At 63.4% G+C, this 16,478-nt stretch carries 13 protein-coding genes; 6 read left to right on the top strand and 7 right to left on the bottom strand.

The genetic code is table 11. From position 1 onward, the window contains the following. Positions 1-102 precede the first annotated feature (102 nt). From IF10I1_RS20295 to IF10I1_RS20305, 3 genes are all read right to left on the bottom strand, one after another. Entirely contained in the window at positions 103-1,104 is a 1,002-nt protein-coding gene (locus tag IF10I1_RS20295; RefSeq protein WP_186424631.1) for an adenosine kinase, read from the bottom strand. Positions 1,105-1,161: 57 nt separating this feature from the next. After that, complete coding sequence (locus IF10I1_RS20300; protein ID WP_050473415.1) at positions 1,162-2,052, bottom strand: prephenate dehydratase; 891 nt, start codon at positions 2,050-2,052, stop codon at positions 1,162-1,164. A 77-nt stretch (positions 2,053-2,129) separates the two neighbouring features. After that, entirely contained in the window at positions 2,130-2,864 is a 735-nt protein-coding gene (locus IF10I1_RS20305; protein WP_186391560.1) for a 3-deoxy-manno-octulosonate cytidylyltransferase, read from the bottom strand. 198 nt (positions 2,865-3,062) lie between these two features. On the opposite strand from IF10I1_RS20305, the gene IF10I1_RS20310 reads away from it, so the two are divergent. From IF10I1_RS20310 to IF10I1_RS20335, 6 genes are all read left to right on the top strand, one after another. Then, a complete protein-coding gene (locus IF10I1_RS20310) occupies positions 3,063-3,608 on the top strand; it encodes a cytochrome c family protein (RefSeq protein ID WP_050473413.1) in 546 nt (181 codons plus the stop codon). 260 nt (positions 3,609-3,868) lie between these two features. Further along, complete coding sequence (locus tag IF10I1_RS20315) at positions 3,869-5,749, top strand: extracellular solute-binding protein (protein ID WP_186391561.1); 1,881 nt, start codon at positions 3,869-3,871, stop codon at positions 5,747-5,749. Further along, complete coding sequence (locus IF10I1_RS20320; RefSeq protein ID WP_186391562.1) at positions 5,746-7,680, top strand: extracellular solute-binding protein; 1,935 nt, start codon at positions 5,746-5,748, stop codon at positions 7,678-7,680. Before IF10I1_RS20315 ends, IF10I1_RS20320 begins: the two co-directional genes overlap by 4 nt. 52 nt (positions 7,681-7,732) lie before the next feature. Next, the gene (locus IF10I1_RS20325) at positions 7,733-8,848 is read left to right on the top strand and encodes a microcin C ABC transporter permease YejB (RefSeq protein WP_019963744.1); all 1,116 of its coding nucleotides are present in this window, start codon (positions 7,733-7,735) and stop codon (positions 8,846-8,848) included. 3 nt (positions 8,849-8,851) lie between these two features. Next, positions 8,852-10,006: an ABC transporter permease gene (locus IF10I1_RS20330; protein ID WP_186391563.1), complete on the top strand. Its 1,155-nt coding sequence runs from the start codon at positions 8,852-8,854 to the stop codon at positions 10,004-10,006. Between the two features lie 32 nt (positions 10,007-10,038). Continuing rightward, a complete protein-coding gene (locus tag IF10I1_RS20335; RefSeq protein WP_186424639.1) occupies positions 10,039-11,670 on the top strand; it encodes an ABC transporter ATP-binding protein in 1,632 nt (543 codons plus the stop codon). Between the two features lie 27 nt (positions 11,671-11,697). On the opposite strand, the gene IF10I1_RS20340 is transcribed toward IF10I1_RS20335, so the two are convergent. From IF10I1_RS20340 to rpsA, 4 genes are all read right to left on the bottom strand, one after another. Continuing rightward, positions 11,698-12,915 carry a lytic murein transglycosylase gene (locus IF10I1_RS20340; RefSeq protein ID WP_186424632.1) on the bottom strand — a complete coding sequence of 406 codons (1,218 nt, stop codon included), beginning with the start codon at positions 12,913-12,915 and terminating at the stop codon, positions 11,698-11,700. Continuing rightward, entirely contained in the window at positions 12,912-13,868 is a 957-nt protein-coding gene (gene nudC / locus IF10I1_RS20345) for an NAD(+) diphosphatase (protein ID WP_186424633.1), read from the bottom strand. Before nudC ends, IF10I1_RS20340 begins: the two co-directional genes overlap by 4 nt. A gap of 30 nt (positions 13,869-13,898) precedes the next feature. After that, entirely contained in the window at positions 13,899-14,321 is a 423-nt protein-coding gene (locus IF10I1_RS20350; RefSeq protein ID WP_186424634.1) for an HIT domain-containing protein, read from the bottom strand. 156 nt (positions 14,322-14,477) lie between these two features. Beyond that, on the bottom strand, positions 14,478-16,175 hold the full coding sequence (rpsA, locus tag IF10I1_RS20355) for a 30S ribosomal protein S1 (protein WP_186424635.1): 1,698 nt from the start codon (positions 16,173-16,175) through the stop codon (positions 14,478-14,480). Positions 16,176-16,478: the final 303 nt, after the last annotated feature.

The following is a 16,478-nucleotide window of genomic DNA, read 5'->3' on the forward strand; positions in this document are numbered from 1 at the left end:
TCTGGCAGGAAACAGGCCTGCATATGACATGAAAAACCCTCCGGCGGTTCACCCGCCGGAGGGTTTTTCCATTGTGCGCCCTGGTATCAACGCGCCCCGGTATCAGAGCGTGAAGCCGCTGTCCGTGGCGAGGGACTTGAGGCTTTTCTGCGGGCGGGCGCCCACGTGGGCAATGACTTCAGAGGCGCACAGGCAGCCGAGGCTGGCGGAGGTGGCCAGATCGAAATCATGGGCAAGGCCATAGAGGAAGCCGGAGGCGAAGAGATCGCCCGCTCCGGTCAGGTCGGCGACCTCGCTCACCTCGTTGGCGCGCACGTGCACGGTTTCCTCGCGGGTGATCGCCATGGCGCCATCCTCGCCGCGGGTCAGGGCGGTCAGCTTGCAGCTCCCGGCTGCGGCGCGGATGGCCGTATCGATGTCGGCGGTCTGGTAGAGTGCCTTCAGCTCGTGTTCGTTGGCAAACATCAGATCCACCACGCCGTCGCGCAGCAGTCCCTGGAACTCGCTGCGGTAGCGGTCGACACAGAAGGAATCGGACAGGGAGATTGCGACCAGCCGGCCATTTTCATGGGCGATCCGGGCAGCCTGCAGGAAGGCCTCCTTGGCAGCGGGGGGATCCCACAGATAGCCTTCCATGTAGGTGACGGCCGAGGCGCCGACGACCGCCGGGTCCACGTCTGCCGGCGACAGCTCGACGCAGGCCCCCAGGTAGGTGTTCATGGTGCGCTCGCCATCCGGCGTGATCAGGATCATGGAGCGGGCCGTCGGCACGCTGTCCACCAGCGGGGCCGTCTCGAAATGCACGCCCGTGCCCTTCATGTCATGGGCGTAGCTGGCGCCCAGAACGTCATTGGCCACCTTGCCGAGATAAGCCGGCTTGCCGCCGAGCGACGCAATGCCTGCCGCCGTGTTGCCCGCGCTGCCGCCCGAGATCAGCACGGTCTGGCCCATGCGCTCGTAAAGGCGCAAGGCTTCCGCCGTGTCGATGAGGCGCATGGAGCCCTTCACAAGGTTCTCCCGCACGAGGAAATCTTCCTCCACATGGGCGAAGACGTCGCAGATCGCATTGCCGATGCACAGGGCATCAAAGGCCGGTTTGGTCATATGGCAGTCCACAGTTGCCGGGCCGCGCAGACGGTGCGCGGCCGGAAGGATTGGAGATCAGACGGAAGGGGTCGGGCGCAGGGCGCGGTTGGCCTCGGGCTCGCGGATCTTCTCGCGGAAGGGGCTGGCCCGGTAGACGCCGAGGATCTTCAGTTCGGCGCAGTAGAAGGCAAGCTCTTCCAGCGCCAGCGCCACGGACGGATCATCCGGATGGCCCTCGATATCGGCATAGAACATGGAGGCGAAGAACTGGCCTTCCAGCTGGTAGGATTCCAGCTTGGTCATGTTCACACCGTTCGTGGCAAAGCCGCCGAGCGCCTTGTAAAGCGCGGCCGGCACGTTGCGGACGCGGAAGATGAAGGTGGTGATCACCGGCTGGCCGTTGTTGGCCGCACGCGCCGGGCTGCGCGAGAGAATGAGGAAGCGCGTCGTGTTGTGCTCCGCATCCTCCACATTGCGCCTCAGAATATCGAGGCCATAGACATCCGCCGCCATTTCCGGGGCAAGGGCCGAGGCCGTCAGGTCGCCGCTCTCCGCGATCTGGCGGGCAGAGCCTGCGGTGTCGGCGCCGACAATGGCTTTCAGGCCCAGTTCGCGGATGATGTTGCGGCACTGGCCAAGGGCCATCACATGGCTCTGCACGCTCTTCAGCCCGTCCAGCGTCGCGCCCTTCAGCGCCATCAGCTGGAAGCGGATCGGCATGAAATATTCGCCGATGATGTGCAGGCTGGAGCGCGGCAGCAGGTAATGGATGTCGGCCACGCGGCCCGCGATGGAATTCTCCACCGGGATCATGCCGAAATCGGCCTCACCCGATTCCATGGCCGTAAAGCAGTCCTCGAACGTCGCGCAAGGGATGGCCTGGTAATCCGGGTAAACGCTGTGGCAGGCCATGTGCGAATTGGCACCGGTCTCGCCCTGGAACACGATTTTCTTGCGGTCAGACATGGACGTCCGCTTTCTGCTGTTTGAGGCTCTCTGCGATTAAAGAGGAAGTGCCCGGAGGGCAAGGCCGGAAGAGGGGCTTAGCGCCCCTCGAACAGCTTGCGCACGTGATCGAGATCCTCCGGTGTGTTCACGTCGATGGGGACGGTCGGCGTCAGGCACACATCGATTCGCATGCCGTCTTCCAGCGCGCGCAACTGCTCCAGCTTTTCCCGCAGCTCAAGGCCGGAGGGCGGCAGGGAGACGAACCGGTCCAGCGCGCTGCGCCGGTAGGCATAGACGCCGATGTGCTGGTAGAGCGGGCCGGAGCCGGTGGGGGCGGTGGCCCGGGTGAAATAGAGGGCGCGGAAGCGATCGCCCTCCACCGGTGTCACCACGGCCTTCACGAAGGCCGGGTTGTTGCGGCCCTCTTCGGTGCGGATCTCGGTCATGATGGTGCCGATGTCCACGGAGGGATCGGCCAGCGGCAGGAAGGCGGCGCGGGCCGCTTCCGGGGCAATCAGCGGCACATCCCCCTGCAGATTCAGCACCACATCGAACTTGCGCTCCGGATCGAGAATGTTCGCCGCTTCCTGGATGCGGTCCGAGCCGGACTGGTGATCGGGACTGGTCATGACGGCGTGGCCGCCGTGATCGCGGACGGCCTCGAAGATGCGCCTGTCATCGCAGGCAACCGCTACCGGGCCGATATCCACCGCCAGAGCCTGCTCCAGAACCCGGACGATCATGGGTTTGCCAGCTATGTCTGCAAGGGGTTTTTCCGGCAAACGAGTCGCTGCCAGACGCGAGGGTATAATAACAAGTGCCGATGTCACGCCTTGCTCCGGGTGCTGCCGGGCCCCCACTTCTGCGTCTTAATGCGTAGAAGGCCCAATTTCCTTGTGCCGGGACTTTTATACCTATGGACAGCGGCGTCAAAAAATTTGTAGTTTCCAGCCCAAATTCATGGAGCAGATTATGGTTCCGCCTCTGGGGGGGCGGGCCATGGACGCGTTAATCTGGAGCCAGACCTGATGGATTCCTTCGAGCTGAACAAGGCCGCGGGAGCGGTTTTGATGGTGCTTCTTCTGACGATGGGCGTGGGCATCGTCTCTGATGTGATTTTTGAGACCAAGGTGCCGGAGAAGCCTGGGTACGAAATCGAGGTGGCAGAGGCAGGTGAAGGTGCGGCTGCACCGGCTGCCGCGGAAGCTGTTCCGCTGCCGCAGCTGCTGGCTGCTGCTTCGCTTTCTGATGGCGAAAGGGCCGCCAGAAAGTGCGTTGCCTGCCACAGCTTTGAAAAGGGCGGCCCGAACAAGGTCGGTCCGGATCTGTGGGACATCGTCGGCCGTGCGCCGGGTGCGCATGAGGGCTTTGCCTATTCCGCCGCGATGAAGGCCTATGGCGAAACCCATACCGCCTGGACCATCGAAGAGCTGGATGCCTTCATCGAGAACCCGCGCGGCCACATGCCTGGCACGGCCATGGGCTTTGCCGGTCTCAAGCGTGCAGAGGAGCGCGCTTCCATGCTGGTTTACCTGAACAGCCTGTCGGACAATCCGGCTCCGCTGCCGCAGTAAAGCTGCACGGCACAGAAAACGCAGGAACCGCGTCCCCCCAGGGCGCGGTTTTTGTTTGCGTGGATTTCCGGTTCCCCGGACTTGCGCTTCCGTGTCCGGCGGGCACTGCCGGTTAAATTTCTGTCATCTCCCGTTTTACCCGGTGACGGCACGGCACATCGCCTTTTACTATAGCGGCGGTTGCGGCTGATTTGAGCCCGCGGCAGGCTGTATCCATCATGGGCGGCTGGCTGGCGGACCGCTGGACAGGAGAACAGTTGATGACGCTAGCCCGCAAGGCTTCCTTCCGTGCATTGATGACAGCGGCAGTCATGACCATGGCTTGCTGGCAAATGAGCGGGGGGCAGGCAAGGGCTGCAGAGGAGCCGCAATGGCGCCATGCCACGGCACTCACCGGTGAACCGCGCTACGGGGCGGATGCCACCCACTTCAACTATGTCAATCCGGACGCCCCCAAGGGCGGTACGGTCAAACTGTCTTCCATCGGCGGCTTCGACAATTTCAACGTGCTCGCCCCGCGCGGCAATCTCGCGCCGGGCCTTGGTCTCATCTACGAAAGCCTGATGGAATCCTCGCTCGACGAGTATGACATCAGCTCGATGTATGGCGTCATTGCCGAAGCCATGCGCTATCCTGACGATTATTCCTGGGTCGAGTACCGGCTCAACCCCAAGGCCCGCTGGCAGGACGGCACGCCCATCACGGCGCAGGATGTGATCTGGTCCTTTGAAAAGGCGATCGAACTCAGCCCGCAGCAGAAATTCTACTACAAGGACGTGAGCAAGGTGGAGGAGCTGCCGGGCGGCGTCATCCGCTTCAGCTTTGCCTCTGCCGGCAACCGCGAACTGCCGCACACGGTCGGCCAGATCCTCGTCTTGCCGAAGCACTGGTGGGAAGGCACGGACGCGCGAGGCAACAAGCGCGACATTTCCCGCACCACGCTGGAGCCGCCGCTTGCCTCGGGTCCTTACCGGATGAAGAGCTTCGTCGCCAACCGCGAAGTCGTCTATGAGCGTGTCCAGGATTACTGGGGGGAAGACCTGCCGATCCGGGTAGGCACCAACAATTTCGATGAAGTCCGCTACATTTCCTTCCTCGACCGCACGGTTGCCTTCGAGGCTTTCAAGGGCGGCCAGTACGACTTTCACCTGGAGAACAGCGCCAGCGCCTGGCTGAAGAACTATGACTTTCCGGCTGCGCGCGATGGCCGCGTGGTGAAAGAGGAGTTCATCGACCACGGTTCGGGCCGGATGCAGGCCTTCGTGCCGAATCTGCGGCTGAAGAAGTTCCAGGATCCGCGCGTCCGCCTGGCGCTGAACTACGCCTATGACTTCGAAACCAGCAACACCATCATCTCCGGCGGGTTGAACAAGCGGATCAACTCCTATTTCGCCGGCACCGATGAACTGGAAGCCAAGGGCCTGCCCGAGGGCAAGGAGCTGGAGATTCTGGAAACCGTGCGCGATGAGGTGCCGCCGGAGGTCTTCACCACGCCCTATGTCAACCCGGTCGGGGGCTCTTCTGAAAAGGCGCGCGCCAACCTGCGCGAGGCGGTGAAACTGCTGCGCGAGGCAGGCTACAGCCTTCAGAACGGCAGGATGGTGGATGCACAGGGCACTCCGCTCTCCTTTGAGATGCTCTATTTCGACCAGGGCGCGGAGCGCACGCTGCTGCCCTATCAGCAGAATCTGCGGGACATCGGTATCACGATGACCCTGCGGGTCGTTGACATGCCCCAGTACATCAACCGCGTGAACAGCCGCGATTTCGAAATGACGACGCTGGTTTGGGCACAGTCCCTGTCTCCGGGCAACGAGCAGCGCAACATGTGGGGCTCGGAATCGGCTGACCGCGAGAATTCGCAGAATTACGCCGGCATCCGCAATCCAGCCGTGGACAAGCTGATCGACAGGGTCATTTTCGCCAAGGACCGCGAAGAGCTGGTGGCCGCCACGCGGGCGCTGGACCGGGTGCTGCTCTGGAACCAGTACGTGATCCCGCAATTCTATGCTGACGTGGACCGCACGGCCCGCTGGAACCGCTTCGGCCATCCGGACAACATGCCGGAGTTTACCTACGGATTCCCAACGATCTGGTGGCATGACGCCAGCCTGGCAGCCAAGACGGGAGGCGCGCAATGAACCGGCCTGACACCCTTTCCCGCCGTTCCATTCTCAAGCTGGGCGCCTCGGCGTCCGCGCTCGGTGTCCTGCCTTGGGGCGCCTCGGCCCTGGCGCAGGGGACAAGTCCTGCGGCAGCCGATGCTCCGGCCACTGCAGCAGCGGAAGCGGCGGCAAGGCCGGAGTTGCGCCACGGCCTGTCGGTCTTCGGTGACCTGAAATATGCGCCTGATTTCACCGCCTTTGACTATGTGAACCGGGAGGCGCCGAAGGGCGGGCGGATCGTTTTCACGCCGCCGAGCTGGGCCTTCAACCAGAACCCGCAGACCTTCAACACCTTCAACACCTTCATCCTGAAGGGTGATGCGCCGCCGCGCATGGAGATGTGCTTCGACACGCTGATGACCCGGGCGCTTGACGAACCGGATGCGGCCTATGGCTTGCTCGCTTCGGGCGTGGAAATTCTCGATGACGGCAACCGCTATGTCTTCCATCTGCGGCCCGAGGCCGTGTTCCATGACGGATCGCGTCTGACGGCGGAAGACGTGGCCTTTTCCTTCAATCTGCTGAAGGAGAAGGGCCATCCGCTGCTCGTCCAGATGCTGCAGGAGTTCACCACCGCCAATGCGCTGGATGTGTCGCGGGTGGAGGTGATCCTCTCCGGCAATCACAGCCGCCAGCTGCCGCTGATCGTGGCCGGTCTGCCGGTCTTCTCCAAGCGCTACTACACGGCCTATGACTTCACCCAGTCGACGCTGACGCCGCCGCTGTCCTCCGGCCCCTACAAGGTGGGCCGCTACGAAGTCGGCCGCTTCATCGAATATGAGCGGGTGAAGGACTGGTGGGCCAAGGACCTGCCGGTCAGCGTGGGACAGGGCAATTTCGACGTGATCCGGCTTGAGTTCTTCCGGGAGCGTCAGGTCGCCTTCGAGGCCTTCAAGAAGGGGGTGATGACCTTCCAGGAGGAATTCACCGCCAGAACCTGGGCGACCGAATACAACTTCCCCGCCGTGCAGGACGGCCGCGTGGTGAAGAAGGAATTCCCCGACAACCGGCCGAGCGGGGCGCAGGGCTGGTTCTTCAACACCCGCCTGCCGAAATTTGCCGATCCGCGCGTGCGCGAGGCGATCGGTTTGGTCTTCGACTTCGAATGGTCGAACCAGAACCTCTTCCACAGCGCCTATACCCGCACCCAGTCCTTCTTCCAGAAGACGGAGATGATGGCCGAAGGCACGCCTTCGGCGGAGGAACTGGCACTGCTGGAGCCTTTCCGCGCTGATCTGCCGGAAGCTGTTTTTGAGGAAGCCGTCGTGGCGCCGGTTTCCGACGCGTCAGGCAATGACCGCAACCTGCTGCGCCGTGCCGCCGGCCTTCTGGCCGAAGCCGGGCTGAAGCGGGATGGCGGCACGCTGCTGGATGCGGATGGCAGGCCCTTCACCATCGAATTCCTCGACAATTCCTCCGCGTTCGACCGTGTCGTTCAGCCCTTCATCACCAACTTGCGCCGCCTCGGCATCGCGGCAACGTCCCGCGTTGTCGATCCGGCGCAGTATGAGTCGCGGCTGAACAGCTTTGACTTCGAGATGACCAGCCGCCGCTTCTCCCTGTCGCCGACGCTGGGCGAATCGGTCCGCAGTTTCTGGGGCAGCCGGGCCGCCAGGACCAATGGCAGCTACAATCTGGCCGGTATCAGCAGTCCGGTCATCGATGCGCTGCTTGAAAAGGCCATCGGCGCAGCCACCCGCGAGGAGATGAACATCGCTGCGCGGGCGCTCGACCGGGTTCTGCGGGCCGGGCATTACTGGGTGCCGCACTGGTTCAAGCCTGTTCACACGGTGGCAATCTGGGATGTGTTCGGCTATCCCGATGAGCCGCCGTATTATGATTTTCCGGTGGAATCGACCTGGTGGTTTGACACCGAAAAGGCAAAGAAGATTGGCATGGGGGGCTGAGAGGCACTGACGCCTCGCATCCATTCCGGCACAAGGGCACAAGACCAGACACATGGGCGCCTATATTCTCCGCCGCTTGCTCCTCATGATCCCGACGCTTGTGGGGATCATGGCGATCAATTTCGTCATCATTCAGTTTGCCCCCGGTGGTCCGGTGGAGCGGGTCATCGCCCAGCTTTCGGGCACCGATGTTTCGGCCACATCGCGCATCAGCGGCGGTGGCGGCGGCGACTTCGGCGGTGCGGGCGGACAGGCGCAGGCCACCGCCGGCGACAGCGTCAGCTCCAAGTACCGCGGTGCACAGGGGCTGGATCCCGACTTCATCAAGCAGCTTGAGGCGCAGTTCGGCTTCGATAAGCCGCCGCTGGAGCGGTTCCTCACCATGCTGTGGAATTATGCCCGCTTCGATTTCGGCGAGAGCTACTTCCGCGACATCCGCATCATCGACCTGATCAAGGAAAAGCTGCCGGTTTCCATGTCGCTCGGCATCTGGATGACGCTGATTTCCTACACGATTTCCATCCCGCTCGGCATCCGCAAGGCGGTGAAGGACGGCTCGCGCTTCGATATCTGGACGTCAGGGGTGATCATCGTCGCCTACGCGATCCCCAGCTTCCTCTTTGCCGTGCTGCTGATCGTGCTGTTTGCAGGCGGCTCCTTCTACGACTGGTTCCCCTTGCGCGGCCTCACCTCCGACAATTGGGAGCAATTGTCGCTCTTCGGCAAGATCGCGGATTACTTCTGGCATATGACCCTGCCGCTGGCGGCCATGGTGCTCTCGGCCTTTGCCACGACGACCCTGCTCACCAAGAATTCGTTCCTCGACGAAATCCGCAAGCAATACGTGATCACTGCCCGTTCCAAGGGCCTGACAGAGCGGCAGGTGCTCTATGGCCATGTGTTCCGCAATGCCATGCTGATCGTGGTGGCGGGCTTCCCCGGTGCCTTCATCTCGTCCTTCTTTGCCGGATCGCTGCTGATCGAAACCATCTTCTCCCTCGATGGTCTGGGTCTGCTCGGCTTTGAATCGGTCATCAACCGGGACTATGCGGTGGTCTTTGCGACGCTCTACATCTTCTCGCTCATGGGGCTTCTGGTGAACCTCCTCTCCGATCTCACCTACACCTGGATCGATCCCCGGATCGACTTTGAAAGCCGGGAGGTCTGAGCCATGGACAGCACCAGCACGGCATCCGCCTCTTCCGTGGCAGCGCCTGCCCCGCGCGGCCGCTTCTCCCTGTCGCCGATCAACCGGCGCCGCCTTGCCAATTTCCGGGCCAACCGGCGCGGCTACTGGTCGCTCTGGATCTTCCTCGTGCTTTTCGGCCTGTCGCTCATTGCGGAGGTTCTGGTCAACGACAAGCCGGTGCTCGTCTCCTACAAGGGCGAGCTGCTGGCACCGGTTCTGGTCGACTATCCGGAAGAGAAGTTCGGCGGATTTCTGGCCGTCACCGATTACCGCGATCCCTTCATTCAGGACGAAATCAGCGCCAATGGCTGGATGATCTGGCCGCCGGTGCGCTATTCATACCGGACGGTCAACCGCGACATTCCGGTGCCGGCCCCGGCGCCGCCCTCCTGGATGATGGACAAGGAGCAGCGCTGTGCCCGCTATCCGCTGGGGGCGGAAGATCCCGGCTGCACCATGGGCAACTGGAACTGGCTCGGAACCGATGATCAGGGCCGCGATATCCTCGCCCGTCTTGTCTACGGTTTCCGCATTTCGGTGATCTTCGGTCTCGTGCTCACCATTGCCTCTTCCGGCATCGGCATCGGTGCGGGCGCTGTGCAGGGCTTTTATGGCGGCTGGGTCGACCTTCTGTTCCAGCGTTTCATCGAGATCTGGAGCGCCATCCCGACGCTCTATCTCATCCTCATCATCTCCTCCGTGCTGATACCCGGCTTCTGGACCCTGTTCTTCATCCTGCTTGCCTTCTCATGGGTATCTCTCGTGGGCGTCGTGCGGGCGGAATTCCTGCGCGGGCGGAATTTTGAATATATCGCCGCAGCCCGTGCGCTCGGGGTGTCCAACCGCACGATCATGTGGCGGCACCTCCTGCCCAACGCCATGGTGGCGACGCTGACCTTCATGCCCTTCATCCTCAACGGCTCGATCTCGACGCTGACGGCGCTGGATTTCCTCGGCTTCGGCCTGCCGCCCGGTTCCGCCTCGCTGGGCGAAATGCTGGCGCAGGGCAAGAACAACCTTCAGGCCCCCTGGATCGCCATCACCGGCTTCTTCGTCATCTCGCTCATGCTCAGCCTGCTGATCTTCATCGGCGAGGCGGTGCGCGACGCCTTCGATCCGCGCAAGAGTTTTGTCTGATGAGCTTGCACCAAGGGAGTCCGGCCATGAACATGACCGACACGCCGCTTCTTTCCGTCAAGGATCTCTGCACCGCCTTCACGCAAGGCGGGGCAACCAGTCTTGCGGTCAACAAGGTGAGCTTCGATCTGCGGCCCGGCGAAACGCTGGCGCTTGTGGGGGAAAGCGGATCGGGCAAGTCGGTGACGGCCATGTCGATCCTCAAGCTCCTGAACTATCCGTCTGCGTCCCATCCGGGCGGCACGATCCATTTCAAGGGCAAGGAGCTTGTGTCAGCCAGCGAAGAGGAAATGCGCAAGCTTCGCGGCAACGACATTTCCGTGATCTTCCAGGAGCCGATGACCTCACTCAACCCGCTGCATACGGTGGAGCGGCAGATCGAGGAAATCCTCAAGGTGCATCGCGGCATGGGCGGCAAGGCGGCCCGGGCGCGGGTGCTGGAACTGCTGACGCAGGTGGGCATTCCCGAGCCGGAAAGCCGCCTCGGCTCCTATCCGCACCAGCTCTCCGGTGGCCAGCGCCAGCGTGTCATGATCGCCATGACGCTGGCCAACGAGCCGGAGCTCTTGATCGCCGACGAGCCGACCACGGCGCTCGACGTGACCGTGCAGGCGCAGATCCTCAAGCTCCTGAAGGACCTTCAGACGGCGCGCGGCATGGCCATGCTGTTCATCACCCATGACCTTGGCATCGTGCGCAAGATCGCTGACCGGGTCTGCGTCATGACGAAGGGTGAGATTGTCGAGCAGGGGACGGTGGAAGAGGTGTTCCGCAATCCCCAGCACACCTATACCCGCCATCTGCTGGCTGCCGAGCCCAAGGGTGAGCCGCCTGCCGAGGACCTGAGCCGCCCGGTGGTGGTGGAAACAAAGGACCTGAAGGTGTGGTTCCCCATCCGCCGCGGCCTGCTGCGCCGCACGGTGGGCCACGTGAAGGCGGTGGACGGCATTGACCTCACCCTGCGCGAAGGGCAGACGCTCGGCATCGTCGGCGAAAGCGGCTCCGGCAAGACGACGCTGGGTCTTGCCATCCTGCGCATGATCTCCTCACAGGGCGCCATCCGTTTCAAGGACAAGACCATTTCCGGCCTGTCCTGGGATGACATGCGCCCGCTGCGGCGCGACATGCAGATCGTGTTCCAGGACCCCTTCGGCGCGCTCAGCCCGCGCATGTCCGTTGCCGATATCGTCGGCGAGGGCCTCAAGGTGCATCAGCCGCGCCTGAGCGAGGCAGAGCGTGACCGGATCGTTGCCAAGGCATTGGAAGAAGTGGGGCTCGATGCTGCTTCCCGCTTCCGTTATCCGCATGAGTTTTCCGGCGGCCAGCGCCAGCGGATCTCCATCGCCCGTGCCCTCGTGCTGGAGCCGAAATTCGTCATGCTGGACGAGCCGACGTCTGCCCTCGACATGAGCGTGCAGGCGCAGGTGGTGGACCTCCTGCGCGACCTGCAGAAGCGGCGCGGCCTTGCCTATCTGTTCATCTCGCACGACCTCAAGGTGGTGCGGGCGCTGGCGAATGACGTCATCGTCATGCGCCATGGCAAGGTGGTGGAGGCAGGCCCGGCGGCGCAGGTCTTCACCAATCCCGCCTCAGGCTACACCCGCGCCCTCATGTCCGCCGCCTTTAATCTGGAAACGGCCGATGCGGGAGTGGTGAGTGAGTAATATCAAATCCCGATGAGCACGCTTGCCTCACTCCAGCCAGCAGGTGGCCCTGCGGCCGGCCTTTTCCTGCATCAGGCCTAGGGAGCGGCGGGTCTTGAAGCCGATGAGGCCGTCGGGCTTGCCGACGTCATAGCCTGCCTTCTGCATCTTCAGCTGCAGGTCGCGCACGGCGCCGCGTGACAGGTGCGGCGTGGGGTCCCAGTTCGCGGCAAAGCCCTCGTCGCGGCCATAGCGGTCGGCCAGATGGCCGACGAAGAGGGCGTAGACGTCGCTCTCGTTATAGGCCTTCAGCACATAGAAGTTTGCCGTCGCCAGAAAGGCCGGGCCATGGCGCCCGGCGGGCATCAGGATATTGGCGGGCTTGCCGAGTTCGGCCTTGGGAAATTCGCGCCCGCGCACCCGGGTGACGCCCTCGCGGACAAAGCGGGAGATCGCCTGCTGCTGGTCCGGCCCCTCGCGGGAGCAGGAGACGGAGTGCGGCAGCACCACCTCATAGCCCCAGTCGCGGCCACGCTCCCAGCCATGCTGGCTGAGATAATTGGCGATGGAGGCCAGCGTATCGGGCACGGAGCGCCAGATGTCGCGGCGGCCGTCACCGTCGAAATCGACGGCATATTTCAGGAAGGATGAGGGCAGGAACTGCGGCTGGCCCATGGCCCCGCCCCAGGAGCTTTTCAGTTCCGCGCGGGTGATATGACCATCGGCAAGGATCTGCAGCGCGGCCACCGTCTCACCCAGAAAGAACTCCCGCCGCTCTCCCATGAAGGCGCGCGTCGCCACCACGCGCAGGCCGTCATGCGGGATCTTCGCCGCGCCATAGCCGGTCTCCCGGCCCCAGATAGCAACGATGATCCGCGCCGGAACGCCATAGCGCGCTTCCACCGCCTTCAGGGTGGCGCCATGTTTCTGCATCAGGCTGCGGCCGGGGCCTGCCAGTGCGCGGAACTGCTTGTCCTGGAAGTAGCCGCCGGGGGCTTTGAACTCGGCCTGGAAATTCACGGCAGGCGGGGCTTCCGGCCGGTCCGGGCGGCTGAGGCCGGGCAACTTTTCATCCGGCGTCAGGCCGGAGAGTTCCCGGTCGATCACAGCCTGCGGCACGCCTGCGGCGCGGGCGGCAGGTGCCACCTTGCCGGACAGGAAGGCACGGAACTCCGCCTCATAGGCGGCCTGCACCGGGCCGAGGACGGCAAGAAGCGCAGCAAGCGGCAGCAGTGCGGAAAGGAACCTGCGGTGAACCAGCCTCATGCGCCTTCCTCCGCCAGCCAGCCTGCGATCAGCTGATGGGCGATGGAGATGGGCGGCGGGGTGCGGTGGCCGAGCGGATGGGTGCCGGCCATCATCTGGCGGACTTCAGCCCGGTCACACCAGCGGCAGGCCTCCAGCTCGTCCTGCTCGAAGGCAATCTCATCCGTCAGCGCCTCGCCCGTGCAGCCCAGCATCAGGTTGGCGGGGAAGGGCCATGGCTGGTTCAGCACAATGGAGACATCACCGACACGGATGCGCGATTCCTCGTAAGTCTCGCGCCGCACCGCGTCTTCAATGGTCTCGCCCGGCTCCATGAAGCCGGCCAGAACGGTGAAGATGCCTTCCGCAAGGCGCGGCGGGCGGCCCAGCAGCACCTTGTCTTGATGGGTGATGAGCATGATCACCACCGGGTCCGTGCGGGGGAAATGCATGGCGCCGCAGGCCGGGCAATCGCGCCGGTAACCGGCCTCCGCCATCACGCTTTTCTGGCCGCAGCGCGAGCAGAAACGGTGGCTCATGTGCCAGTGCACAAGTGCACGCGTCTGCGCCAGCGCGCCCAGATCGGCCTCCGGCAGATCGGCGCGGACGGCCAGGCTGCGCAGATCGATGACTTCGAGGTCCGGCCGCAGTTCCAGTTCCTCGTCCGTGCCGGTGCAGGCAAAGGCGAACAGCGGACGGCGCTCGTCCCCTTCCAGACCCAGCAGAATGGCCTCCGCCGGATCAAAACCCAGCCGGTCGGCACCGGTCCGGTCATGGCGGATCGCAGGGGTGCCGCTGGTCTTCGTCAGCACCAGTTTGCCGGCGGTGGAAGCAACGAAGCGTGCTTCGGGGCGGGTGATCTGTTCAATCAGCCACTCCGCCTTGCCGCGCAGCTCCGAGCAGCGGTCCAGCGGGTTTACGGTAAAGCTCATGCTGGCCGGGCTTTTTGCCAGGACCACTGCGTCCGATGCCATAAGTTCAGTCTCCCTCGGAAATTCGCTGGCTCAGGCCTGCTGTCCGGCGCCCAATGCGATGCGAAGGCGGCTGACAAGATCCTCCGCAACGCCCGGCTCATAGGGCTTGGCCGGAACGGCGCCCCAGACCGGGCCGGGCCAGGCCGGGTCCTCGTGGAACCTGGCAATGATGTGCAGATGGAGCTGGGAGACCATGTTGCCAAGGGCGCCGACATTCAGCTTTTCGCAGGCTGTGATGGCACGCAGGGCCTCGCTGACACGGGCAATCTCACGCATCAGCTGCAGCCGGTCCTCTTCGGAAAGGTCGATGATCTCGATCAGGTCGCTGTGGCGCGGCACCAGCAGCACCCAGGGGTAATTGGCATCCTTCATCAGCCGCACTGCGCAGAGCGGCAGATCGGTGACGTGCAGGCTGTCGCCTTCAAGGCGGGGATTGAGGTCAAAGCGGATCATGAGCGTCCCGGCGTCCTTCCAGCGCCCCGGTTTCCGGGGCAGAGGCGGCAGACTACACGCGCCGTCCCGTCTTGGCGAGAGATGCCCCCGCACAAACAAAACGCCCCGGCTTTTGACCGGGGCGCTCCAGTTTCAGGTCAGGCGACCGGACGGGGATCAATCCTCGTCGCGGGCCTTCAGAGCAGCGCTCAGGATGTCGCCGAGCGAGGCACCCGTGTCGGAAGAACCGTACTGTGCCACGGCTTCCTTCTCCTCGGCGATTTCAAGCGCCTTGATGGAGACGGAGATGCGGCGGGTCTTCTTGTCGAACTGGGTGATGCGGGCGTCGAACTTGTCGCCAACCGAGAAACGCTCGGGGCGCTGGCCGTCGCGGTCGCGGGCCAGATCGGCGCGGCGGACGAAGGCGGTGAGATCGCCGTCGGCAACCTTCACTTCCAGACCGCCATCCTTCACTTCGATGACTTCGCAGGAGACGATGGCGTTCTTGCGCAGTTCGCCAGCGGCGCCAGCTTCGAACGGGTCACCGCCGAGCTGCTTGATGCCGAGCGAGATACGCTCCTTCTCCACGTCCACGTCGAGCACCACGGCCTTGACCATGTCGCCCTTCTTGTACTCCTCGATGACCTGCTCGCCCGGACGGTTCCAGTCGAGGTCGGAGAGGTGCACCATGCCGTCCACGTCGCCTTCGAGGCCGATGAACAGACCGAATTCGGTCTTGTTCTTGACTTCGCCTTCGACTTCCGTGTTGACCGGGAAGCGTTCTGCGAAAGCATCCCACGGGTTCTGCAGGGTCTGCTTGAGACCGAGCGAGATGCGGCGCTTGACCGGATCAACTTCCAGGACCATGACGTCGACTTCCTGAGAGGTCGAAACGATCTTGCCCGGATGGACGTTCTTCTTGGTCCAGGACATTTCGGACACGTGGATCAGGCCTTCGATGCCCGGCTCCAGCTCAACGAATGCACCGTAATCGGTGATGTTGGTCACGCGGCCCGAGAACTTGGCGCTGATCGGGTACTTGGCTTCGATGCCATCCCACGGATCAGTTTCAAGCTGCTTCATGCCGAGGCTGATGCGGTGCGTGTCCTGGTTGACGCGGATGATCTGCACGCGGACGGACTGGCCGATGGTGAGAACTTCCGACGGGTGGTTGATGCGGCGCCATGCAATGTCGGTGACATGCAGCAGGCCGTCGATGCCGCCGAGGTCGACGAACGCACCGTAATCGGTGATGTTCTTGACCACGCCTTCCACGGTCTGGCCTTCTTCCAGGCTCTGCACCAGCTCCGAACGCTGCTCGGCGCGGGTCTCTTCCAGCACGACGCGGCGGGACACCACGATGTTGCCGCGGCGCTTGTCCATCTTCAGGATCTGGAACGGCTGCGGGGTGTGCATCAGCGGGGTGACATCGCGCACCGGGCGGATATCGACCTGCGAACGCGGCAGGAAGGCAACGGCGCCATCCAGATCGACGGTGAAGCCGCCCTTGACCTGGTTGAAGATCTGGCCGGTGACCTTCTCGCCCTTCTCGAACGACACTTCGAGACGGACCCAGCTTTCTTCGCGGCGCGCCTTTTCGCGCGACAGCACGGCTTCGCCGAGAGCGTTTTCGACGCGCTCGAGATAGACCTCGACCTCGTCGCCAACCTTCAGGTCGCCATCACGGCCCTTGACGCCGAATTCCTTCATCGGAACGCGGCCTTCGACCTTCAGACCGACGTCGATGACGGCGAGGTCCTTCTCGATGGCAACGATGATGCCCTTGACGACGGACCCTTCATAGAGGTCGTTCGTGGTGAAGGACTCGTTCAGAAGGGCGGCGAAATCCTCGGTGGAGGGGTTCATTGCAGACATAAAAACTCCTGGTGCCATTGCTGGCGTCGCCGGCTGGGCTGGTGTTGATGATGGACCCCCATTCCTTCCGGGACACCACCGCAAGGTGGCATCCTTCCACGCAGAACCTGCCCCAAAAGCAGATCCGGCGCGGGCCGGCGGACGGAAGGCGGAGATCCGTAACGTCCTTGGTCCGGGCACTGCATCAGCGGCTGCCCGAACCGGAATTCCTTCATGCGGCCCATGCCGGCGGAGAGGGGGGCTGACCCGCCTGCCCGTCACAAGGCTGCCTGTTTGATCAAGCCGAAATCCCGCTCTCCGGCA

The organism is Pannonibacter sp. I15F10I1 (genome assembly GCF_900185665.1).
GTDB classification, from domain to species: Bacteria; Pseudomonadota; Alphaproteobacteria; order Rhizobiales; family Stappiaceae; genus Pannonibacter; species Pannonibacter indicus.